Source organism: Wolbachia endosymbiont (group B) of Aricia artaxerxes, from assembly GCF_964026975.1.
Taxonomy (GTDB): Bacteria; Pseudomonadota; Alphaproteobacteria; order Rickettsiales; family Anaplasmataceae; genus Wolbachia.
On record NZ_OZ034718.1, the window covers coordinates 664,673 to 688,978 of the forward strand.

Here is a 24,306-nt window from a genome sequence, read left to right on the forward strand (position 1 = left end):
GGATTGTGAAAATAGAAGCTTGAAATCTTTACAACAAATTTAGACAAATTGGTTCATATGTAAATTTAGCTGAAATAGCCTAATATGGATAGTTTTAGCGTATAGTAAACCTAATATATTAAAAAGTTCGAACGGTACACATGGTAGTCCAACTGATTCCAAGAAAAATTGTTCTCACCGTCCCTGGTTTTGAGCACTGAAAATGGCTATATTATTTAAGCTATTAGTAAAATACGTTGTTAGATTAATACTAATTTTCTTAAGGAGGAATTTAAGGCAAACTCATAATGAAAACAGAATTTGAAGGTAAAGAAAAATCCCGTACCGACCTTCTTAAGAGACTTTTGCCTAAAACTACTTTGGGTTAGAAAATTTTCTACAATAATGATTGACAAGTTTTAAAGATAGAATACTATACTTAAAATGTAATTGATAATCTAATTAATTAAGGTAGTGGCTATGTTGCGTTCAGATATTCCAAAAGTTTTGTTTTCGTCTATTAAAGAGGATGATCCCCATAGAGCATCTAAGCTTTTTCAAATTGAACGCTGGTGCTATGCAAATTGGCGTCTGCACCAAAAAAGTGGCAAGAAAGGACGTAATTTTCTTGCACAGGTATTGTCTAGCGAGGATTGTTGGAAAAAAGTAGACAATTTACACGGAGTTAAGCTTGATAGGCAAATGGTAGGTAAAAAATTGATTGTGCAAAATTCAAATAGTCCTTTTAGTACTGATAAAAGATATGAGATTGCCTGTCGTTATTGCCTGGAAGAAGATATTATTGCTCTATTTGAAGAGAGAAAAAATAAACTATCAGCTCAAGGTAAGAGCAGTCTGTTGGAGTATGGTCACTTAGTTAAGACTCTAGGAGGCAACCTTTTAATAGTTTTTTGGTCACATTTTGTTAGTGGTTACATCTCTAAACTAAATTTAGATGGCTGTCATCCATATGAGTACGGGCTTAAATGTGCTGTGAGTCTTAAGCAAGAGCAGGCAGTGGAATTCTTCTGGAATAAAATAAAATCATTACCTGAAAGTGAGATGAGCGAACAGAAAAAGGATGAAATCTTGATGAAGACAGCAGTATATGTAGCAGGGAACCGTTGTAATAGTTATCCTGAAATATTCGAGTTTTATTTTAGTCAAATAAGTCCTGATAAATATCCAGAACTTCTAAAAAGAGACTTAGCTGAAAATGGTTATTATGGTAGTCTAAACACGCTACAGGGTGCACTTCGCTTTGATCAATTTCAAAGATTGTTTGATTGCTTAAAACCAAGTGATGTTTCAGGAGATTATTATTGTGTTTGGTTAAAGTATATAAGAAAAATAGAAAGCTATTCAAAATCTTGCGTAGATGAAGGAATAAGGCTTTTTATGCATATGTGGACAAAGGAAGGGTTTGATAGCCATCGTGCCTTATTACTAAATGAAGAAATGAGAAGTAGCCCAGTGTTTCAAGGAAGGTTGTTAGTACCTCTAATTAATAGGGGGTGTGTGGAACCAGTATGGGCGGTATTAAGTAAAGCTAATTCTGATCAAATCAAGGAGTTTATGGATTCTAGACAAGCGGAGCATATACGATCTGTATTAGAGAAAAGAGATGTTGATTCACTAAATAAATTTTTATCATACGGTAAGTCTACAGTTGAAGAGTGTACTAGCTTAACTGAGGTTAAATTAAGTAAAGCATGTGAGCAATTAGAGTTGGGTAATTAAGAGGTGTTATAAGGCAATTCTATAAAGCAGGTTGTGGTTTCTTATTACTATTTTAGCTTCTATCAAAAAGAGGTTGTATTATAATACAAATGTTATATACATAAGCCAGCATATGGGTAAAAATAGCTTTTATTATTGATATCTCTGATTGTTATATAATAAGCTTGATATAGTGGGTTTAGCATAATATAATGAAGGGGGTTCTATGCTTAAGACACAATATCCAGCAGATCATCTAACAAAAGAAGGCGTTAATTCAAAAATTACCGAATTATCGGGTAAAATACAATATATAGAGCAAGCTAAAGAATTTTCTCAACTTAAGCGTTATCGTAGATCTGATGTTGATTCCGAAAGTGGAAGTCAGGTTAAGAGAATCGATGTTCCAGGAGATGGTAGTTGCTTGTTTTGGTCTGTTACTATGGCTTACTTAATACCTGTCAGAAACGACGATGATTTATTTCGACAAAGGTATGAAGTACTATTTGGAAATGAAGGAGCTGTAACCCAAAATTTAGATCATATTAGAGGTTTGGTCCGGAATTTAAGTGCTGCGAATTATGATGATACATTTGCAAACTTAGTAAGAAATGTATTTCGCAATCGAGTAGTTAATCATATAAGTTCTCATAGAAACGAGTTTAGAGGTTTTATTGAGGGCAATTTTGAGAGTTACTTAGAGAACATGCGGAAACCTAATGCTTGGGGAGGTGAACCTGAAATAAGAGCAATGAGTGGAATACTTAGCGCAACAATTAGTGTTTCTGGTGAAGTTGAAACTCAATATGGTAATGGAGATATTCAAATACAGTTATTTCATGTTGGCGCACCGGGTAACCGAAATCATTATAATTTTGGTCTTGAGAGAGGTATTGTTGATAATGATGTAGAGCTTGCAAAAGGTTTAAAAAAAGTCATGGGTAAAGGAAGGCCTCAAGACTTTGAATTAATACAGTTGTTAATAGAGGAAGCAGGTACAGAAGTTGGCACAAGCAAGCAAGAAGAGGATTTTAAATCTTTTGAAACAAGATTTCAGTCATTTGTGGATCAAATTCCATCTTATTTACACTCTGTGGAAAAAGCAGGATTTTTTACACACTTCTTCTTAGGAAGCTTTTCTACTTTGCTGGATACAGAAATTGCAGAAAAGTTAAATATTAAAAAGATTTATTTTAGTTTTGATACTTCGAAAACTTTAAAAGTAGCTATTTTTAAAAATGGTCAAATTGGAAATGCTGAAGATGCTATTAATAATATAGATTTATTTTCCATTTCAGAAGGTAAGCGTGGCCATCAGTTTACTGTTAATGAGTTGGAGAACATATTAAGAAATAATATAGATAGGAGTAGGATTAGAAATCGGAACGTTGAGCAAAATATTAAGAATGAAATTCAAGATAGAATAAAATCCAGATTAGTACAGATCTACAAAGGAAAGGATGGAATTTTTGTTAATATGGAAGTTAAAGAGATACTTGATTCCCCTGCTAGTAAAGAATTTCATGAAATAGAAAAAGGAATATGGAATAATCCAGAAGGGCTTTGTTGCATAGCACTGATAGGCATGTAAATCACAGTGAATTTACGCAGCTAATTTAAATTCAGCCATACCTATATCAGTAAATTTGTTCAATAAGTAGCACTTAATTAACAGCTCTTTTTCACGATTTACCTCTGATTTATTTTTCAAGCCAAACCCAAATATTTGCTTCAACCTATAGAAAAAGACTTCAATATAAGACCGTGCTCCATACTTAACTTTTTTCTTCCATTCATTAATACCATCTTCATAATTCTCATATGACCTAATTCTACTAATATACTTGTTTCTTTCTGATAAGTAGTCAGCTAAACAAATTTTAGTATCCTTCCTAGGGCGAATAATAGGCACAATATTGTATTTTCTGCATTCTTTATACACACTTTTTATATCATAAGCCGCATCTGCTCGAATAGAACAAATGTTATATTTATCACTGACTTCTTCTAACATATCGCAGACCGGCAAATAGTCTACAGCAACACCACTAGTGTAGTTCATGCTTATTGCTTTCTTATCATTTATGTTTAAAACAACATGTAATTTTCTTACTTGACCATAACCACTGTATTTTCTTTTTCGAATATTAAGCTTACTATGCCCACCGTTATTATTGTAGATACTAACTCTAGTGCTATCTACGGCAATTTCAACATTTTCCAGATCATCTTTATTGCTTCTATGGTCATCAATCTTCAAATTAAGCTTTTTAAATCTTCTGGAAGCTTGTGTATAGCTGATAATCTTAAGTTTTTTGCCTATTTGTACCATATAACCTTTTACAAAACCTACAGCTTGTCTCAAGCCAATTCTAAAAAGATGAACTATTATGTGTATTAAAATTACAACTTTATCACTATAAGTGTTATTGCCACCTGCAACTTTTGGACTATTTTCATACCAATTTTCTATGGCTTGATTAACAAAATGAAAAACATTTCCTCTTTTTTTGAGAAACTCGTTATATTCTCTTTGGTTACTTACTCTCATTTTTTGTGGCATAAGTTGTACTTGTTTGAAAAATGCCTATTTTACAACAAAATTCGTTAGTAGCCATATATTAAAAAGCTTTTCTTCTTACAATAACCTCAACCAACACTAGCTATGCAACAAAGCCATCCAGAAGTTGATATAGCTGAGCTAAATGGCTCTGATGAGGCAATAGTTGAAAGATCTCTTGAGAGAGTTCTTGGAAAGATTAGTGAAGTTCATTCTAAATATGAAAACTCATTAATCTATGATAGTAGTGCACGTGAAGCAGCACATCATGGATTTATGGTAGGCGTTTTCATGAATTTCCACTATAGGTATAATCTTAGAGTTTATCCAGAGCAATTTGCAGGAAGGGGTTATGCAGATATTATCCTGCTAGCTCGTGGTCCTGATCGTGCATTAGACTCTATTCCCATTATTATTGAGTTAAAAGCAGGGGAAGGTCCTAATGCCACTCCAGATAAGGCTTTGCAACAAGCAGAGAGGTATGCACAAGGTTTCCAACCAAATGTTCAGCGAGTTTTAACTACTGCAGATAACATTTTATATGTTGGTGTCAACCTTGATAATCCGTCTCCTATCTCTGATATTAAAGTATCAAATCGTGGAGAAGAAATAATTCCTCTTTTTCAAGATATGTTAAAATCCTCTGATGATTGGGATACGCAAGAGATTGGTAAAAGAGAATTAAAAGAACAGATAAAAGATAATATGGAACGTATTTATCATACGTTTCCTGGTACATCAGAGAAGGGAGATAATCATTATTTTAGTAGGTTTTTACTAGGGCAATCATTATTATTAAGTGAAGATTCAGGAACAAGTTTAAAAAAGTATATTTTTATCTATGGAGACAATATACCTACTGAAGTGCATCCTAATCTTCGTAGGCTTGGACGTCCGGCAGCTCAAAGAGCCAGAGAAAGACTGTCAGCTAACCTTGATGCAAGCCATGCAGTTGTAACAATGGTGCTCATCCCAGAAAATACAGAGAAGTTGGTTTATGTGATGAATATTGTTGAAGCTAACAGAAAAGATGTTTTGAACGGGCTGAATGAAGTTCTTCCTCTTGATAGATTAAATAGAGAAATAGGGAATAGGGAAATAATCGAATTAAGTCTTAATTTTGATACTAGATACAAGTCAGATTTTAAAAGATATCTTACTATTTGGGCTGAAAAATACAATTCTTTACAAGAGTACAACAACGGAGATAATAGATTTCAAGGTACTTTTAAAGAAGTTACTTATCCTAATGAGTTAAAAGAAACATTTGATAAAGCACTAGATATCCAATCCTTATCAATAAGAGGATATAGTAGATTATTAGAAAAAATTGGAGAAGGAATCTTTCCTTTTAAGAGTCTCGTTAATAAAGAAGCTCATTTCCAGGGAATATTGAATGGAGTGTTTAGTTATTATAGTGACTTAAAATTACAGGAATCACCAGAAACTAGAGCATTAGTTTTAACTGAGTTTCAAACTGGTAGAGGGGAACGTATTGACATGCTAGTTCATGGTATTAAGTTTGTGGCTCAAGGTGGAAATGCTGAGGAGTACACTCCAATAGGGTTAGAACTTAAGGCATCAAGGCAGGGTAAAGGGGCTCAAGCTTTATTGAGGGAAGCAAATGATCAAATAAATGAAGAGTACAAAGAAGGTGTTACCTATAAAACACTTACAGATGGTGATGAGGTAAAATTTATCGGTGTTGTTTTCGATAAAGGATCTAATAATCCGAATAAACTTATTTTAACAAGTAGGACAACCAAGGAAGGATTTATTCCTGTTGAAGTAGTTCATAGTTCAGTTCATATGCTGCCTACTGGTGAAGCAACACAATCTTTGAATAAGTTAAATCTTAATGGCTGTGCAAAGCAAAGCAATAGAAAGAAGAGAAGTATTAAATGTTTATTTTCAAAGGATGATGTGGAAAAGTTTAGTAAAGGAAGGGTAGATAAAAATAATGTAGGTAAGGTTATAATTGATAGTGAAAAGTTCCTAACTTATGTTAAAAGCAGTCAAGATGAAGGGAAAAATGCTCAGCTAATAGAGTTTATTGGAAACAAAAATATTGAGGGTGACTATAAATATTTAGTTGATAAGGTGATTGGAGACCAAGGGTATGAGCGCTATATTCAGAATGAGCGTATCAAGGATTTATATGGTGACGTTTTACAGCAAAACAGTGATTTAACAAAAAACCCGAAATTAAAAAGCAGATTAATGAATGCTGCAGGTGGAATACAATTAATAAGAGGAATTCATGGTGCTATTGTATCTTGCAAGGATGGAACAGCAACGGATTGTGGATTAAATCTAGGTGGAATAGGATGGTCTTTTGCGTCTCAACCAATTGAGAATGTAATGGTTAAAATTGCTCCAAAAGTTGTAACATCAGCTGAAAAAGTTGTAGGAAGGATTATACCGGGTACTTTAGGTAAGCAGACAAAATTTGTTGTTCAAGTTGCAGGAGTAAAATTTGGAAGTAAAATAGCGAAAGGCACGGCAGGAGCTATAGCTGGTATATTTGATATTATTGATATAGGCATATCAGCAAATAACCTTGTAGACTGTAAAAATAGAGAAGATAGTAATAATCCATGTGGAGAAAAGGAGATAAGAGATAATATAGCTTCTATAGCCTTTTCTGGTGTGTCATTTGTTTCTGGTGTTGCTCTTACAGCAGCTAGTCTGCCTGGAGTTGGTATTGGAGTTGGATTTGGACTCATGGTAACTCATGGAGTTTATAGTGGTATTAGCAATATTATAGAGTATGAAAAGAAGTATGATACAACTCATGGTGAGAATTTCGATATCTTTTTGCATACGCTTTTACTTTCATCTATGCCATATGATCTGGAACACCTTGCAGCCAGAAATAATATGGTTAATAGTCAAGCTAAAAGAGCCTGGAAAGCTTTAAGTGATAGCCCTAATGATGTAGTTGCCTATGGAGTTGGTTTTGGGGTGGATAGCGACACGCCATCTCTTCATGCAGGGTATGGAAAGATTCTAATGAATAGAACAGATGCTGATACAACAAACCTTTCACGTGTTATACCTGACCCAATTCAAAATGCTACGATAATTTGCTTACCACAAGTCACTAGCGAAATTTATGAAAAAGGTATTAAAAAATCAGTTCCAACAGCTGTGCATCACTGTGAAAATACAATGGTTATTGCTGATAGAAGAAGAATGCAAAATGGTACAATAATTCTTTATAATTTAGAAAGCATAGATGAAGGTACCATTGTTGGAAGTAATACATTAAATAACTACTTCTTGATTTTTAGAGGAAACACAGGAATAACTGGTGGTAATAATACTGTTAACAAATTTATTCTTGTGAAACCTGGAGGTTTTTCGGGTAAAATTATTGGTGGAAGTAATGCTACTAATATACTTGACCTAAGTCAATCAACAGAATACGACTTTGTACAAGCAAAAATTGACTATCGTTTTAGACCTAACGCTCCCGGTCTTTTAAGGTTAACAACAAATCTTCATCGATTGATCAATGATTATGTTGATAGCAATGTCGATGCTTTCAGGTATAGCTATATTGGAAGGCAAAATAAGACAGATAATGTTTTATGTACATATAATTCTAGGCGCCTTACTAGAAACGATAATCGTGACGTCTTTATAAATAGTGGTGGAGGTTTGAGCAAAAATGAGAAGGATACAGTTGATAATTGTAAAAAAGTAGCTATTGCGCCATACACTAAAGTTACAGGTGCAGAAAATGATTATACCTTTTATATAAAAACCACAGATTACGAGGCTAAAGATTTATATTCAGAAATTGATGTAAAAGGAACGGGAACTGTAATCTTTCCGGAAACTAATCTGCTAGATGATTGTGATGAAATATCTTATTTCTCGACTAATAATACTTTATCTTTAAAAATAGGGCTGGGTCAAGGTAATCAATATACCCTTGATATTAAAAATTATATTAAGCAAGGCAGTAATCAACCTAATTTTATGCTGATAGATAAAAATGGTAGTAATATTATTCCTAAAATTGAGAAACTAGAATCATCCATTACAAAAATTAACTCGTTCGAGTTACATACAGAACATTCTCTTGATAGCTTTGATGCTGCAGAAAATCATTACAAGGAAATACTCATTAATAATAAGGACTATAAAGTCTTTGGTGTTGTTAGAGCAAAACTACAAAGCAATAGCGCATTCCAACATATGGTATTTGGTTCTTCAGGAGAAGATATAATAAATTTTGACCAAAGGAGTATGTTTGCTAGAGGTGGAAATGGAAGTGATATGTATGTTATTGATAGCAACACAGAGAAAAGAGAGATTATTATTGATAATAACTCAGGTGATAAAAAATTAGATATGTTGGTTATGCCAGAAGTTCCTGAGGAGTTTTCAATTCAACAGTGTAACTTGCATTTAAACTATAGTAATACTCATGTTCAAGTAAGAAATTATCTTAAGGGTAACAGCTATAGGCACCTTATGGTTATGAACAGTAAAGGAGAAACCTTTATTCCTTATGTACAATCAATGTCATGTGCTGGCTCTTCCGTAGAAAGTGGCAAATTATCTCCCTTTTTCCATGCCACACAGACTCAGAATATGTTTTTGTTGCCTAAGGATTTTGAAGGTGATCATTTAGTGATTGATTCTAATCTTGAAGATATCGAGAAATATAAAGATGAAGATGATCTCTTATTAACAAGAGAAGGTGAGATTCCTTTTATTATTAGAGTAGAAGATTTTTATAATGACCAAAGTAAATGGAGAGATGTTAATTTTCTTCTGTGGAACAATGGTAATTTTTTTCCATATTTAGGTTTACAGCAAGAGGTTGATGGAATAATGGACTATCAAGATAAACTTAAGAATGATTATGAAAAAATTATAAAAGAATATGTTATAGATTTCACTAAGTCTATCAGTATCACACATAATCAAGATGGCACTTTAACTTCGGTGGGGCAAGATGAAGAACGCATAGGAGTAGTGATATTAAAAGATATTACTCCAGATCAGATTAGGGTTTCCAGTAGTAATACAGATTTGGTGTTTTCCGACGAAGTATCTAACCATGTAATCAATGTAAAAAATTGGAATAATTCTGAGTCTTATAGGATTTCTACATTGGAATTCGATTTAGGGTTAGAACCAATAATAATCCGGAGATTAGACAGGTTTAGTTTGTCTGATATAGCAGAAATACAAGGTCTGATTAATAAAGCTTCAGAGATTTGCCAAAAGAAGGCTGGGTGCGAAGCTAACATTGAAGCTAAAAATAACGATGGCCAAACACTTTTTCATGTTGCTGCTCAAGAAGGCAAATTGCGTTCTATTAGGTTTCTTATAGGTAAAATTGAAAGTATGAATTTTGAAGATAATTTGTATTCAGAACCTGATGAACTAGTAAAAGCAGTTCGCCAAAGAGAAAGATTAAAGTCTCTCATAAATGAAAAAGATAAGTTCGGTTATACACCGCTACAATATGCTGCTAAAAATGGCAAGTGGGATATAGTTAATCTTTTCCTTGATAAAACTGCTGAAAGAAATCAAGATGACGTTGCAGATAAAGATAAATTCTCAACAAGCTGGACTACCGTGCACTATGCCGTTTACAATGGTAATATGAGTCTATTTAATGATATATTTCAATTTCTTTCAGATAAAGAAACTATGATTAATACTAAAGACAGTAGTGATTGGACACCTCTACACTATGCTGTATATTACAATGCTTTAGATGTGGTAAAATTTCTTGTGAACAAAGGAGCTGATATCAGTGTTAAAGATAAGGATAGTAAAACACCTTTAGACTTAGCTGCTCAAGAGAATGACACAAATGTAGCAGAGTTTCTAAAGCAAACGGAATTAGATAAAAAATTGTTAGCTGCAGTGCAAGATGCAGGTCTTAATGAAGTTAAAGATCTTATTAATCAGAAGGCTAATATTAATGCTAAAGACATGTACGGTTGGACGCTTTTACACTTTGCTGCTTCTCGTGATAAACTTAGTGTAGTTGAGTTTCTCTTCAATAACAATGCTAATATTAATGCTAAAGATGTGTATGGTAATACACCATTACATGTAGCTGCCCAGTACAGTAGTAGTCTTGAAATAGTTAAGTTTCTTTTAGACAAGGATATTAGCGGTATTAATAATATAACCAATAATGGTTGGACACCATTGCATGTAGCTATACAAGGAAACAAATTAAATACAGTCGAACTCCTTCTTGGCAGAGGTGCTGATATTGAAGTTAGAGATATTTATAACCAAACATCTTTAGATTTGGCTACTCGAAAAGGTTACCTAGATATAGCAGGAATTTTGAAGCAAGTACAATTAGATAGAAAATTGTTGACTATTGTGGAAAGCGATGGTTTTAATGAAGCTAAAGGTCTTATTGCTCAGGGTGCTAACATTGATACCAATGACAAGAACGGTAATACACTACTGTATTCAGCTGCTGAAATCGGTGATTTAAACCTAGTTAAACTCCTTCTTGATAATGGTGCTAATATTGAAACTAAAAATGGGGAATATCAAGCAACTCCTTTGCATGGAGCTGTGTTAAATGAAAGACTAAATGTGGTCAAATTGCTTCTTAATCGTGGTGCAAACGTTAACGCTGAAGACAAAGACAATTGGACACCTTTACATTATGCTGCTGATACCAACAGTCTTGATATAGTAAAAGTTCTTGTCGATGCTCATGCTAATCTTGATGCTAGAGGTGATTACGGCAAGGCACCGCTAGATATTGCTAGAGATAGTAGTATTGCAGAATATTTAGAGAAAAAACTCAATGAAAAAGGAGAAAAACCTGTGCAACGCAGACGCCGTCATCACCACGGGGATCACAATCGCAATCATAATCACTCATCACATAAATTCCTTTCTGTAGATTCAAGTAATCAACCTGGAATAGCAGCAAGTAGTAGCACAAGACCATCTTCATGGATAAATGATTTGTTTAGTTGGGTGAAAAGTTCTGTAGGTGGGTTTAGAGCTGTTTTACCTGAGGAAACATCAAGTACTACAAGTTCAATTTTACAAGTTGATGCGCCAATAGATGTAAATGGTACGATAATGTTACTTGATGTGCTTGTTAGAAAGGTTACGGGTCAAAAATACATTTTTACATCAGATCAGAACGTATCATTACTGGAAGCGCAGGGCTATGCATTGAATATTACAGAGAAATTTGAGAAAGTAGTAGAACAAGCTGCATTAAAAAGTGGCATATCAATGCACCGGTTAAATATTGATTATATGGAAATGCAGAAAGAGATTACTAGGAAAGTCATGAGTGGTAAATTTAATGAAATTTCAGGGATTTTAAAATCGTATGTAGAGAAAGCATGCCCTGGTAAAGAAGCTGGTAAATTAAGTCTGAAGAAATTTGACAAGTTTATAGCTCAATTTAATAAGGGTCTGCTAAATCAATCAATAGAGCAGATATTACACAACAGAGATGGTACATTAGAAGTTGATGGTACAAAAAAACAGCAGATAAGTTTAGAGCCTCAAAGTTATTTAAGTAATGCTTCAGTTCACAGCCATTCAGAAGTATCAACTTGTCTTTCTGAGATAGGAGTAACCAAGCTTGGAGGTAATATCAATAGGTAGGTTATAATATAAGAGGTGCAGCTATAAAATGCCAAGTAGTGAAAATTTTAAAGTGAAGGTAGCAAAATTAGCCAAAATAATTAGGGAAACCAGTAGCAAGTTTGATGGTCCTAATACTAAAATGGATGAAGTAGACATTAAATACTAAGTGGTTAATGTGTTTTCCATATTGAACTTACAGCACGTAGCTTTGATATAGAAGTTTGAGTAACGTTATGATAGTAATTTATATAATTCTATGTGCAATCCTTATAGCTATTTTAGACAGTTCATTAGATTCTTAATTAGGGAATATATCTAACTTAAAGAAGATTTTCATAAATGTTGAAGTGAATAAGTTGTAGTATTTATGTTTTTTCCCTGAGTTGTAAAATTTCAGAATGAGAGAGACCGGTAATTTGAGCTATAACATCTATAGGGACATCGGCCTTGAGTGAATTTTTTGCAACTTCAATTTTACCTTCAATTTTACCTTTTTCATGGCCGATTTGGATGCCTTCTTTCCTGCCTTTCTCTTCTCCAATTTGGATTCCTTCATGTTTAGCATCATCGAGTTTTTGAGCAAGGATAGCGTTTTCTTTCTGCACGCTCAATATTCTTTCTTCATATGCGATCAAATCCTTTTCATTCCAGCGAAACCTGTCTAATTCATCATATGCTAGCTTTATTATCGGAGCTTCTGCTGCTATCTTTTTTAGATCTTCTTCAGTTGTATCTTCTGCGTATTTAAAAAAGAAACACCATCTCTCTGTAGTATTCTCTAATTGCTCTACCTTATTTTTTGTAAATTTAGGCAACTCAATAAAGACAAATTGTAAATCTTTCAAGTAATGCCCATTGGTTTTGATATCGCGTATATTATGAGTAGAAATATAGTCAACTTCTTCAGGCAGAAGGTTACAATTGGAAATAGCAATAAAGAAGACTTTCTGAAGATGAATGTAATTACCAGATTTATCTAATTGCCGAGAGTAAGCTTTAGCAGCATAAAGTTGAGCACGTTTCTCAAAGCCTTTATCACGAGCGAGTTGCATTTCGATAACAAATCTATTACCAATAGAGTCTTTGCAAAGAACATCAACAATGCTTTGTTTGTCAGAGGCAATTTCAGGATCCATAATGGTACTAAGGAATTCAATTTCCATTATTTGATCAGAAGTAGAAAAACCTAAGATATCGTTGAGGAAGTGAATTAAGATATTTTTATTCTTTTCAGAGCCAAAGATCTTTTTAAAGCTCAAGTCATTTTTGGGATCAAGAAATTTCGAAAGAGCCATGACGAATTAACCTAAAAAGCATTAGTAATTATACACAATTGTGAAGAAATATTCAACTAAAATTCAAACATAGAAAGAAGCATCCCTTTTGTATATCTTTATTTGGTAGTATTAAACTGTATAATATTTATGGCAAATATCTCTATAAGGTATCAGATAGCACAAAAAGTAAGGAGCTGGAGGTTAAAGCGAGGCTATACTCAAAAAGATTTAGCGGGAAAAATCGGCGTAACATATCAAATAGTACTACAATATGAAAAAGGAACACGAAAAATTTCGATTGAAAAGTTGTGCGCTATAGCAAAGGTGTTATCAATTAATATTACGGATCTTATTCCTGTATCAAATGAAAAAATCTGTTTTGAAGATAAGGGAGAGGAAATATTAAATCTAGTAAGAAAATATAAAACGATTAATGATCAAGAGTTGCGCAAGGTGTTTTACTTGCTAACAAAATTTACCCGAGTTGGTGAGAAAAGTAGTAAAAAAGCAGAGAAAGTAAAAATTGCAAAGGGCCTGGTTAAAGCAGGGATTTCTGTTGATATTGTTTCACAAGCAATTGGCCTCTCTGCTGATGAATGTGTTGAAGAAAAAATAGGTTCTATATACTGCAAAATAGGAAAGAAGATAAAAGAATGGAGACTAGTGCGGGAATATACTCAGAAGGATTTAGCAAAGAAAATGAGTACAACACGTGATGAAATAAGCAACTATGAACAAGGAAGAACTGCTGTTCCACTGGGAAGATTATATGAGATAGCAAAGGCGTTATCGATTAATATCATGGACCTACTTGAACTAACAGAGGATGCAGATGATAAAGTGGTACCTAATTTAATTGAAGAATACAAAAAAATTGAAAGCCAAGAACTACGTCATGCACTAATGAAATCTCTGTTTGAAAGCATACAAATTTGCGAAGAGAAAGTGAAAAGAGCAGAAAAGATGAAAATTGCAAAGGATTTAGTTAAGGAAGGAATTTCTATCAATATTATTTTAAAAACAGTAGGCATCTCTTTAGACGAAATTCAACAAATTTAAAATAAAAAATCAGTATCTATTAATATCTTTACTTTTTGATGAAAAAATAAGTAAAAAAGATTGAAAAATTGATTTGACTTCACTCGGAAGCTATGGCTCTATGCCAATGCTGATAAAGCAGTAAATATTAAAAAAAAAGTTTGTTGTTAGTGAAGGGTAAATTATATGAATAATAATAAGAATAAAGAAGAAATAGAATTCAGAATATTAGAAAGCAAAGGCAAAGCACTACTTGATCGTGAAATAATGGAAACATTTTTAAGTGCAGTACATGAAAGGCCGCAAGCTCAAGAAATTGCTAAAAATCTGGTGAATACTTATGCAGGAGTAGGAAGGATTTTAGGTAGAGAAATGGATGACCTGAAAGTTATAGAAGGAGTAACTGATTCTGCAGTAGCAATGATTATGTGTGTTAAGGAAACACTAGAAAGGGTACTGAGAGAAAAGCTCAAAAGTGAGCCAATAATGGACTTACAAGGGCTAGTAGAGTACTTAAACGTAAGTATAGGCCACTCAGAAAGGGAATGTGTAAAAATACTGTACTTGAATAAAAGGCGTCAACTAATTGGAGAAGAATCCTATATTGGTGAAATGGAAAAAGCACCAGTATACATAAAGGAAATTACAAGAAAAGCATTAATAAAGAATGCAACATTAGTAATAATGTCACACAACCACCCTGGGGGAAGTTTAGAACCTTCAGAAGAAGATCAAGAAGTAACAAAGAGCTTAGCAGCAGCATGTAGTACTGTAAGCGTTAGATTATTTGATCATATTATCATTACAAGTGGGGGTTATTTTAGCTTTAGAGAAAACGGATTGTTATAGCAGAAAGTATTTGCAAATCTACTCATATTAATTTATAATGAGTAATATAATGTATAATAACAAAGTTTATTGTACACTTAAAAAGTATTTTTAATATGAGGTTTATATGACTAGTAAAGATCAGAATAAAAAGACTAATGTTAATCACAAGAAAATATTTGGTGCTCTTGAAAGCGTTGATATAGAGCAGTCTAAATTTGTGAGTAAAATTAATAGCCAGAAGGAGATAAAACTGGAAGATACAATGCCTTTCCCTAGCAGAAACGTTCGCGAAAACAAAATCAACTATGGAAAAGGACTTGATTATATATATGGCACAAAACCTGTAAGTGATCAAGAAGATAAAAATCCATTTGCCTCAGTTTTGCAAAAAATAAAGCCAAATACAGAGAAGCTGAGCTGGTTTAAGAGTTCTATAGTAGAGGCAAAAAACGTAAATGAATTGCACAAAGTTATAGACAAAGTACTAGCTTCTGGAGCAAGGCTAAATGCATGTAATGATGGAGAATGGAGCTTCGCGGAATATGTGATACTGGGCACACATTTTCATAAATTTGATAAGGCTGATCGTAAAAAGCTAATACGTAAATTAATGCTAAGTGGTGCAGAGTTTCATGATACTCTACTGCAGAATAAACTGATAGGTGAAATCTATAATGAGCTACAGCCAGAAGTTCAGCCACAGATAGATAAGCAACTAGAAGAGCTAGAGGAAGCTGGCGAAAATGCTGTGCAAGAAGGAGAATTAATAGATGTTGAGATAGATAATACAACATCGTATATAGAATTTTCTGGGAATAGTAAGGTAGAGGTAGCCAAAATACTGGAAGCAAACAGAAAGTTAGGAAGTAATATCTTAAAAATTGGTAATGATGCAGTTGAAGTTAAAAGTGAGAAGGGAGGTATAAGAAACTATACCGATATTTCAGATGGCAGCTCTATCATGTTAGAATTTCCTACAAGCATTGGTAAGCTAAATATTATATTGTACCAAGAGGCAGATCAGGTGCAAGTGAGAGTAGAAAATAAGGAAATGTGGGCTGAGTTACAAAAAAGAGGCGAAGAAATAGGAAAAAACTGTCTCTTTGGAGGAGTGAAACTTAAAGAAGCGGTAGAAAGAGGTAGTTTCACTAGATGTGGCATATGGAGTGAAAAGCAGAAGGAAGTAAGTGAAAAATTGTTTTCATGGGCAGACAAAGTACGTGAAAATAGTAAAGAAACTTGTAGGGCACTTTAATTTAAAGGTTCCAGAGTCTGGCTATTATATCTGGAGCCTTTGAGCTATAATAGAAAATATTATATGCAAGGTTCTTTTTGTGGAAAAAAGTCTAGATTATAAAGTGGGAGAAAAATTAAAAAGCTGGAGGTTAGAGCGAGGGTACACTCAGAAAGATTTAGCAGAGAAAATTGGTGTAAAATACTGGGTGATATTGCAATATGAGAAAGGGAATCGTAGAGTTCCAATTGAAAGGTTGTATGCTATAACTGAGGCACTATCAATCAGTATTACGGATCTTATTCCTGTATCAAAAAGCTGTCTTGAAGATGAAGAAGAAATATTAAATCTAGTAAGAGAATATAAAAAGATTAACGATCAGGAGTTACGTAAGATGTTTTGTTTGCTAACCAAATTTGTCCAAGTTAGTGAGAAAAGTAGTAGAAAATCGGAAAAAATAAAAATTGCAAAGAGTCTGGTTAAAGCAGGAGTTTCTGTTGATATTGTTGCAAAAACAATTGGTCTGTCTGCTGATGAATGTGTTGAAGAAAAAGTTGGTTCTATCTACTACCAAATAGGCAAAAAGATAAAGGAATGGAGACTAGTGAGAGAGTATACTCAAAAGGATTTAGCGGAGAAAATGAGTACAACACGTGACGAAATAAGCAACTATGAACAAGGACGCGTAGCTACTCCACTGGGAAAATTATATGAGATAGCAGAAACATTATCGATTAGTATTACAGATCTACTAACAGAGGAAGATGAAGGTAGTAAAGTGGAAAATGAGCTACCGAATTTGATTAAAGAATACAAAGAAATTGAGAGCCAAGAACTACGTCATGCACTAATAAAATCTTTGTTTGAAGGGATACGTATTTGTGAGGAGAAAGTGAGAGAGATAGAAAGGATTAAAGTTGCAAAGGATCTAGTAAAAGGTGGAATTTCTATTGATACTATTTTGCAAGCGGTAGGTTTATCTATTGATATGGTTTTAGATGGATAGCTCGTAAAAAAATTATAGCAATAAAGTTTTTTTCTTAAATGGAGGATAAATGTTTGTTTCTGCAAGCAATGTTAGTTACGGAATAGGGCAAAGAATAGAAAATTGTAGGTTAATGCGAGGGCATACTCAAATAGGATTAGCAAGTCAAATAGGTTTAACATACCAAGAAGTAAACAGCTATGAAGATGGGTATATTCCTATTCCAATTGAAGTACTATATATAATAGCAAGAGTATTATCAGTTGACGTTGTAGATTTATTACCTGAACCAGTAATAGTAAGGGAAGACAGCTATGAAGACGAGGAAATACTCTATCTAACGAAAATATACGAGAATCAAAAGTTAGGCAAAATAGTACCTTCATTAATCAGGTTTGTTCATATTAGCGAGAAAATCAATCAAGAGGAGGCAAGATTAGAAGTAGCAAAAAATCTAGTTAAAGAAGGAGTTTCAGTTGACATAATTTCCCAAGCAACCGGCTTATCTATTTACGAGTATGATAATACAGAGAGAGAAATCTGCACTGATTCTATATATTACAGAGTAGGGCAAAGAATAAGAGAATGGAGATTGATAAGAAGGTATACTCAAAAAGATTTGGCGGATAAAGTTGGTGTAACACTCAAGGAAATACACGAATATGAAAAAGGATATACTGAAATATCATTTGATAAATTATATGAAATAGCAGGGGAATTATCAGTGAATATTAAAGTTCTGCTGCCTAAAACAAATGAAGATAGTGAACTACTTAATTTACTAAGAAAAACTGAAGAGCAAGAATTAGTGAAGAAATTTTTATCTAGGGATATGAAGAATAGCAAAGAGAAAGTTAAAAAAACAGAAAAGATCAAGGTTGCGAAAAATCTAGTGAAGGCGGGTGTTTCTACTGATGTTATTTTGCGAGCAAGTGGCCTAACTGCCGATGAGTGTGAAAATTGAATTGTGTTTAAGATACAAGTAAAAATAGTCAATATATTAACCATTATAAATCCTTGTTTAGCTAACTCAACTGAAGCATTTTCATAAAGTTTTGCTGCTAATTCGTGTTGTTTGATAAACTTCAAATTTAATGCTTTTAAAATTGATGCTGAAAACACATATTGCTAATGCTAGCAGAGGAGCTAGTTGGTAAAATCGCCACAGCCGTCAGTACTCCCGATTACTTTTCCTGATAATGTGAGAGTATTCGCAAGTATTATCATATATTACAAAAAAATCAGTTAGCATTTCTGTTTATTAAAATTATGCAATAAAGCTGCATTTTATATAACACTTCTCAAATTATTTCTACTAAATATTTATGAATATGGTTAAACAGTAGATAGAAGAAACCTTTTCTATTATTGATCTTTTGTACAGTAAAGTTATCTCATAAAATATTAAATTTGGAGTTTTATGGATCACAGACTAAGAGCTTATTTGCTTGGAGTTACCTGGTTTATACTCAGTTTACTTAGTAGTGTAGTTAATGATACTATATCAAAGTGTCTCGGTTTACACCTTCAGAGTTTTGAAATAATTTTTTTCCGCTTTCTGTTTACCACTATTACCCTTGTACCTTTTATGTTTTACTATGGAATAGAAACTTTTAAAACAAGTCAAATATCTACTCAAATAACCAGGGGTGGGTTGTTGTTTTGTGGAATGACCTTATGGACTTACGGGTTGACTGTTTTCCCCATAGTAACTGCAACGATTATAGGTTTCTCAATACCATTATTTGTTATGCTTCTTGCAATTCCTTTTCTGGAAGAAAATATAATTTGGCAAAGATGGGTAGTAGCTGTCATTGGTTTTATTGGTATTGCTATTACTACTAAAGCTTATAGTGAGGATTTTAATCCTAAAATTCTTATTTTTATTGTATCCGCATTAATCTTCGCTATACTAGATGTACTTAATAAGAAGCTTGTAATGAAGGAGACAATAATAAGTATATTATTTTACTCAGCTCTAACAACAACAATTTTTTCCACTCCATCTTTGTTATTTTATTGGCATATGCCTTCCTTGTTGGAGTTAGTATTACTGCTGATTTTAGGAATAAGTTCAAACCTAATTCTGTTCTTCATGTTAAAAGCTTTTGCTCTTACTGATGCTACTGCACTTGCACCTTATAGATACATAGAGCTAATAATTTCTGCAATAGTAGCATACGTTATATTTAATGAATTACCTGATAAAAGTGCTTTATATGGTACTTTGATATTAATACCATCAACCTTATTTATAGCTTATTCGGAAGGTAAGGCAATTAAGAAAAATAATGTAACAACAAAAGTTTATAATTGTTAATGGTATTTATTTTAGATGCTAAGCTATATTTTTAAGGTGATAATAAAATGCACATAACTATTATAGGAGTAGGGTATGTAGGATTAGTATCTGGTACAATGTTATCTGAGCAGGGCCATAAAGTTGATTGCATTGACATAAATACTGAGAAGATTGAACTTTTGAAATCAGGGAAAATTCCTCTATATGAACCTGGATTAGCAGATTATTTAGAGAATAATATAAAGTCACAAAGGATAAGATTTTTTGATTCGTATTCTCAAATAAATCCCAATACAGAAGTAGTATTTGTAACTGTAGATACTCCATCAGACTCCCTAGGAAATGCAAATTTAAAGAATGTATATAATGCAGTAAGTGAAGTTTCTGAGAGAGTTAATCAAGATTGCTTAATAGTGATAAAGTCAACTGTTCCTCCTGGTACTGCAGAAAATATACATAATTATTTATCTAATAAGGGCTATAACTTTGATTTAGGAGTTAATCCAGAGTTTCTCAAGCAAGGCTCTGCAGTATCAGATTTTTTATACCCAGATAGGATAATAATAGGAGTAAAAACTAAGCTAGCTAGGGCAAAACTAGAAGTTATATATAGATCATTTATAGATAAGAATATTCCGTTAATAGTCACTGATACAGTTACTGCTGAAATGATTAAATATGCTTCTAATGCCTTTCTAGCAACAAAGGTTGCTTTTATCAATGAGATGGCAGGTTTATGTGAGCTATTAGGAGCAGACATTGACCTTTTAGCTAACAGTATGGGAATGGACCATAGAATAGGTAAGGAATTTCTCAAAGCTGGTCCAGGATTTGGAGGATCATGTTTTCCTAAGGATTTGTCAGCTTTATTAAGGCTTGCTGAAGACTACAATGTTAAGCTACAAATTTTAAATTCAGTTAAAGAATCTAACTATAATCATATAACAAACATTGCTAAAAAGGTAGAATATGTATTAAATGGAGTCCAAAATAAAAAAATAGCAATATGGGGGCTAACTTTTAAGTCTGGTACTGATGATGTAAGAAATAGCCCAGCTATAGATATTGCACAATTGTTAGTGAATAACAAGGCTAAAATTACTGCATATGACCCAATGGGGATGGATAATGCTAGGCAAGTTCTAAAGGATATAGAATACGCGGACAATGCTATAGGGGCTGCAAGGGACGCGGAAGCCTTGTTATTGTTAACGGAGTGGAAAGAATTTAAAAATCAAGATTTTGCAAGTTTAAAGAGTATTATGGCTGCACCTAATGTTTTTGATTTCCGTAATTTATTAGATAGCGAGCTATTACTAAGATATGGTTACCATGTTTATTCCTTGGGTAAAAAGTCTATCTACAAAGTTTAACTGTTGAGAAATTTTTTTTACACCGCTTTACTTAGTTTTTTTAGATCTTTGCTTGATAGTATGGAAAAGCAAACGAGTGCAACAACAGAGCAAATGGAAAAAAATGAAAACATAATACTGTTACCACAGTGCTTAACAAGTACTCCTAAGAGCACGCATGAAAATATTGAACTTGCAATATACCCAAATAATCCTGTTAAGCTTACAATTGCACATACATTATTTTGTGGAGCAATTTCTACAGCTATAACACCTGTCAGTACTTGCACTCCAAATATAAAGAATCCTGATAAGATTGCACCAAGGTTCATAAGAATTATGTTTTGACCAAAGTTCATTGCAATAAAAGTGAGTGCTATACCCAACATATAAAGTGATGCCAGCAAGCTTCTATTTTGAAAGAAGTACATATCACTAATTCTTCCTGTTATTAAAGTTCCAAGGATTCCACCTAAATCATATACGCCTGTTATTAGTGAGGATTGTACAAGAGAAATTTGTAATTTATTCTTTAAAATTATAGGAAACCAAAAGAAGATTCCCATTTTTATAATATAAGCACAAAAAGTAGCACAACATAGAAACCATATGGAACTTGTTACCTTGATACCTATTTGAGATTTCTGCACCTTATAATAGGTAGTAAAGTTGGCACTTTCTTTGTAATATGCCTTTAATATTATATAAATTCCAAAAAGTAAGCATAAGAAACCAGAGTACAAAAATGCACTTTTTGCATCATATATTTTAATTATACTTGGTAATACAATTAAAGTAATACAAGAACCAAGTTGCTGAGATGAGCTCATAACTCCCCATGATGATGCAATTGAAGAGATGCTAGAGTTTGTAACCATAAACTTTGTAATAGCTGGCCAACCTAACCCTTGTGTCCAAGCTAATAATATTAATGTTAACAGTAATAAAGTTAGATTATTATATGATAAAGTTATACCAATGGTTAATAATCCAGTTGCAATATTGCATAGCCCAAACATAAATAATGGATTATTTTTGGAGTCCATGATTATTCCATTAACAAATTTTGATACTCCATAAAAAAAAGAAAAGCAGGCAAAAAAATAGCTTAATTTTACATGGTCAGTATCTATTAACAGTGGTAGAGCAATTGGTATACTTTGTCTTGATAAATAAAGCAGCATATATCCACAGAAGAATAGTAAATATTGAAAGAAGACAAAGTTCACACCTATTCCCAAATAGCTCTATGCAGATGCTAGCATAATACTATATTGGTATAATATTGTTTGACAAGAAGTTTGCAAACAATTAGTGCAGAAAATTACTTACTTAGTATCTTTCTTATAGCAGATACAGTAGTATTAATATCTTCATAGCTTATATCTCTATGTGTTATAGCTCTGATTTTACCTTTGATGTTAGCCATTCTAATTCCATAATTTGTCATTAGTACGTTTATTAATTCTTGAGTAGATATACAATTAGTATGTAATGAAAAATACGCTATATTAGTTTTATACAGGTCGATATCAATTATAACTTGATCTATAGAGCCTAGGCCTTCTATAAGGTGCTGCATTTTTTTATGATCTTCTTCTAAAGAATTTACATTATTATGTAGAGCATATAAACATGCAGCTGAAATAATGCCAGCTTGGTGCATACCTCCGCCAATTTGAAACTTATAGTACCAAGCTTTTTCAATAAAATCTTCACTTCCAAGCAATATTGCGCCCATTGGAGCACCTAATCCTTTACTAAAATCAATAAATATCGAATCAAAATAACTTGCATACTCTTTTGGAGATATTTTAGTATGAGCACAAGCGTTGAACAGTCTTGCTCCATCTAAATGAGTGAATACGTCATTCTCTTTGCAGAGACTTGAGATCTCTTGAATATATTCTAAAGGCCACACAGCTCCACCACCAAAATTTGTCGTTTGTTCGATAGAAACAAGCCCAACTCTCGGAATATTTCTTAAACTAGGACGAGTAATAAACTCAACAATTTGTTCTCCAGTAAATATTCCTCTCGTACCTTTGATGGGCAAAGGAGTGGCATGTGCCTGGGCTGCGATCAAGCCAGATTGTACTATGAGTGGATGTGAAGTTTCATCAAGCAGCAAGTAATCACCAGGTCTTTGAATGTGTACTTTATAAGCAATTACATTGGACATCGTTCCTGAAATCAAAAAGATTCCTGCAGGTTTACCTAATATTTTACATGCGGTTGCCACTAATTCGTTTACAGTTGGATCTTCACATGCAGCTTCGTTTCCAACTTTTGCTTTAGCCATCGCTTCCCTCATTTTAGCTGAAGGGTCAGTGTTTGAATCGCTAAAGAAATCTATTTTTATTCTCATATTAAATTTAACACAACCTCCTTTATAATTTCAGCAGCTTTCATGATTTCTGTTTCCTTTGTGCCAAGATGGGTAACTGCTCTTATATGAGACTCGAGCCAAGGAAAAAGCAATAAACCATAAGCTTGGCACTTACTCAAGAAAACCTCATTAGTTACATTTAGTGCTTTTATACTGAAGCTTACTATATTAGTTTCTGGATAAGGTAGTACCAGTTTTATGTGTGGAATTTCTTTAATCTTATCTGCAAACAATTTAGCGAGCTTATTATCTTCTTTAAGCCTAGAGATATTATTCTGTAGTACGTATTTTGCTGCATTAGCACAATACCCTATCTGATGATAACCACTACCTAGCCAAACCTGTAGCTTTTTAGCCCTTTCAATTATCTCTCTTTTACCCATAAGCATTGAACCAAAAGGAGCGCCAAGTCCTTTAGTAAAAGAAAAGCTCATTGTATCCACATATTTAGCATAATCTGCTAAAGCAATATTTGTTTCGATATGAGCATTAAATATTCTTGCACCGTCTAAATGAAGATTTACATTGTGAGCTTTTAAAAAGTGATATAACTCGACTTGTTTTTCAAAAGGATAAATTTTACCATTAAACCCATTTATACTATTTTCTATAGAAACAAGACTCACCTGAGCAAAAATTTTATACCTCGGCTTAGAATTAATAGCATATTCTACTTCATCAACATCTAAGATTCCGCTATTATTTCTAATACAATTAAATACGATATTATTTACTTTTGCATTGCCTGCACTATCGAAAAAATTAATGTGATAATTATAATTAGTTATTAGTTCATCACCAGGACTTGTTTGACTGGCAATGGCTAATCTATTTGCAAGCATACCGCTGGTTACAAATAATGCTTCTTCTACTTTGAATAATTGTTTGCAATATTCTGATAAGTCATTACAGCTTTTGTCTTCACCATAAGCAAAATCTCCAACAGTTGCATTACTTATTGCATGTATAACGTTGGAGCTCTGCAGAGTTGTAGTGTCACTTCTCAGATCAATAATTTTTTCCATC

15 protein-coding genes are annotated in these 24,306 nt (G+C 33.1%); 10 read left to right on the forward strand and 5 right to left on the reverse strand.

What is annotated here, in order from left to right; translation table 11 throughout:
- Nucleotides 1-459: 459 nt before the first annotated feature.
- A complete protein-coding gene (locus AAGE00_RS03040; RefSeq protein WP_341815347.1) occupies nucleotides 460-1,719 on the forward strand; it encodes a hypothetical protein in 1,260 nt (419 codons plus the stop codon).
- Nucleotides 1,720-1,924: 205 nt separating this feature from the next.
- Nucleotides 1,925-3,289: an OTU domain-containing protein gene (locus AAGE00_RS03045; protein ID WP_341815348.1), complete on the forward strand. Its 1,365-nt coding sequence runs from the start codon at nucleotides 1,925-1,927 to the stop codon at nucleotides 3,287-3,289.
- A gap of 12 nt (nucleotides 3,290-3,301) precedes the next feature.
- On the opposite strand, the gene AAGE00_RS03050 is transcribed toward AAGE00_RS03045, so the two are convergent.
- The gene (locus AAGE00_RS03050) at nucleotides 3,302-4,261 is read right to left on the reverse strand and encodes an IS5 family transposase (protein WP_341815149.1); all 960 of its coding nucleotides are present in this window, start codon (nucleotides 4,259-4,261) and stop codon (nucleotides 3,302-3,304) included.
- Nucleotides 4,262-4,363: 102 nt separating this feature from the next.
- Between AAGE00_RS03050 and AAGE00_RS03055 the strand changes: the two genes are divergently transcribed.
- Entirely contained in the window at nucleotides 4,364-11,890 is a 7,527-nt protein-coding gene (locus AAGE00_RS03055; protein WP_341815349.1) for an ankyrin repeat domain-containing protein, read from the forward strand.
- 347 nt (nucleotides 11,891-12,237) lie between these two features.
- On the opposite strand, the gene AAGE00_RS03060 is transcribed toward AAGE00_RS03055, so the two are convergent.
- Nucleotides 12,238-13,167, reverse strand: a complete 930-nt coding sequence (locus tag AAGE00_RS03060) for an Rpn family recombination-promoting nuclease/putative transposase (protein ID WP_262986565.1) — start codon at nucleotides 13,165-13,167, stop codon at nucleotides 12,238-12,240.
- A gap of 129 nt (nucleotides 13,168-13,296) precedes the next feature.
- On the opposite strand from AAGE00_RS03060, the gene AAGE00_RS03065 reads away from it, so the two are divergent.
- From AAGE00_RS03065 to AAGE00_RS03095, 7 genes are all read left to right on the forward strand, one after another.
- Nucleotides 13,297-14,208 (forward strand): helix-turn-helix domain-containing protein, encoded by a 912-nt coding sequence (locus tag AAGE00_RS03065; protein ID WP_264376373.1) that lies wholly within the window; start codon nucleotides 13,297-13,299, stop codon nucleotides 14,206-14,208.
- Between the two features lie 165 nt (nucleotides 14,209-14,373).
- Entirely contained in the window at nucleotides 14,374-15,036 is a 663-nt protein-coding gene (locus AAGE00_RS03070) for a RadC family protein (RefSeq protein ID WP_230609182.1), read from the forward strand.
- 106 nt (nucleotides 15,037-15,142) lie between these two features.
- Nucleotides 15,143-16,273: a hypothetical protein gene (locus AAGE00_RS03075; RefSeq protein ID WP_341815324.1), complete on the forward strand. Its 1,131-nt coding sequence runs from the start codon at nucleotides 15,143-15,145 to the stop codon at nucleotides 16,271-16,273.
- 79 nt (nucleotides 16,274-16,352) lie between these two features.
- Nucleotides 16,353-17,258, forward strand: coding sequence for a helix-turn-helix domain-containing protein (locus AAGE00_RS03080; protein ID WP_019236554.1), 906 nt, complete (start codon nucleotides 16,353-16,355; stop codon nucleotides 17,256-17,258).
- Between the two features lie 49 nt (nucleotides 17,259-17,307).
- Nucleotides 17,308-18,201: a helix-turn-helix domain-containing protein gene (locus AAGE00_RS03085; protein WP_265044350.1), complete on the forward strand. Its 894-nt coding sequence runs from the start codon at nucleotides 17,308-17,310 to the stop codon at nucleotides 18,199-18,201.
- 456 nt (nucleotides 18,202-18,657) lie between these two features.
- Nucleotides 18,658-19,557, forward strand: a complete 900-nt coding sequence (locus AAGE00_RS03090; RefSeq protein WP_341815325.1) for a DMT family transporter — start codon at nucleotides 18,658-18,660, stop codon at nucleotides 19,555-19,557.
- Between the two features lie 47 nt (nucleotides 19,558-19,604).
- Complete coding sequence (locus AAGE00_RS03095) at nucleotides 19,605-20,912, forward strand: UDP-glucose dehydrogenase family protein (RefSeq protein WP_264376873.1); 1,308 nt, start codon at nucleotides 19,605-19,607, stop codon at nucleotides 20,910-20,912.
- A 17-nt stretch (nucleotides 20,913-20,929) separates the two neighbouring features.
- Here the strand turns inward: AAGE00_RS03095 and AAGE00_RS03100 are convergent, their stop codons facing one another.
- The 3 genes from AAGE00_RS03100 to AAGE00_RS03110 all read right to left on the reverse strand — a co-directional run bounded on the left by AAGE00_RS03100 (nucleotide 20,930) and on the right by AAGE00_RS03110 (nucleotide 24,305).
- Complete coding sequence (locus AAGE00_RS03100; RefSeq protein WP_341815326.1) at nucleotides 20,930-22,075, reverse strand: MFS transporter; 1,146 nt, start codon at nucleotides 22,073-22,075, stop codon at nucleotides 20,930-20,932.
- 140 nt (nucleotides 22,076-22,215) lie between these two features.
- Entirely contained in the window at nucleotides 22,216-23,259 is a 1,044-nt protein-coding gene (locus AAGE00_RS03105; protein ID WP_211908064.1) for a threonine aldolase family protein, read from the reverse strand.
- Nucleotides 23,256-24,305, reverse strand: coding sequence for a GntG family PLP-dependent aldolase (locus AAGE00_RS03110; RefSeq protein ID WP_341815369.1), 1,050 nt, complete (start codon nucleotides 24,303-24,305; stop codon nucleotides 23,256-23,258). The genes AAGE00_RS03105 and AAGE00_RS03110 overlap by 4 nt, the downstream gene beginning before the upstream one ends.
- Between the last annotated feature and the right edge of the window lies 1 nt (nucleotide 24,306).

Bases quoted from the DNA above. Each gene is read 5' to 3' on its own strand.
- AAGE00_RS03040 (WP_341815347.1), top strand. From the start codon at position 460: ATGTTGCGTTCAGATATTCCAAAAGTTTTGTTTTCGTCTATTAAAGAG.
- AAGE00_RS03045 (WP_341815348.1), top strand. From the start codon at position 1,925: ATGCTTAAGACACAATATCCAGCAGATCATCTAACAAAAGAAGGCGTT.
- AAGE00_RS03050 (WP_341815149.1), bottom strand. From the start codon at position 4,261: ATGCCACAAAAAATGAGAGTAAGTAACCAAAGAGAATATAACGAGTTT.
- AAGE00_RS03055 (WP_341815349.1), top strand. From the start codon at position 4,364: ATGCAACAAAGCCATCCAGAAGTTGATATAGCTGAGCTAAATGGCTCT.
- AAGE00_RS03060 (WP_262986565.1), bottom strand. From the start codon at position 13,167: ATGGCTCTTTCGAAATTTCTTGATCCCAAAAATGACTTGAGCTTTAAA.
- AAGE00_RS03065 (WP_264376373.1), top strand. From the start codon at position 13,297: ATGGCAAATATCTCTATAAGGTATCAGATAGCACAAAAAGTAAGGAGC.
- AAGE00_RS03070 (WP_230609182.1), top strand. From the start codon at position 14,374: ATGAATAATAATAAGAATAAAGAAGAAATAGAATTCAGAATATTAGAA.
- AAGE00_RS03075 (WP_341815324.1), top strand. From the start codon at position 15,143: ATGACTAGTAAAGATCAGAATAAAAAGACTAATGTTAATCACAAGAAA.
- AAGE00_RS03085 (WP_265044350.1), top strand. From the start codon at position 17,308: ATGTTTGTTTCTGCAAGCAATGTTAGTTACGGAATAGGGCAAAGAATA.
- AAGE00_RS03090 (WP_341815325.1), top strand. From the start codon at position 18,658: ATGGATCACAGACTAAGAGCTTATTTGCTTGGAGTTACCTGGTTTATA.
- AAGE00_RS03095 (WP_264376873.1), top strand. From the start codon at position 19,605: ATGCACATAACTATTATAGGAGTAGGGTATGTAGGATTAGTATCTGGT.
- AAGE00_RS03100 (WP_341815326.1), bottom strand. From the start codon at position 22,075: ATGCTGCTTTATTTATCAAGACAAAGTATACCAATTGCTCTACCACTG.
- AAGE00_RS03105 (WP_211908064.1), bottom strand. From the start codon at position 23,259: ATGAGAATAAAAATAGATTTCTTTAGCGATTCAAACACTGACCCTTCA.
- AAGE00_RS03110 (WP_341815369.1), bottom strand. From the start codon at position 24,305: ATGGAAAAAATTATTGATCTGAGAAGTGACACTACAACTCTGCAGAGC.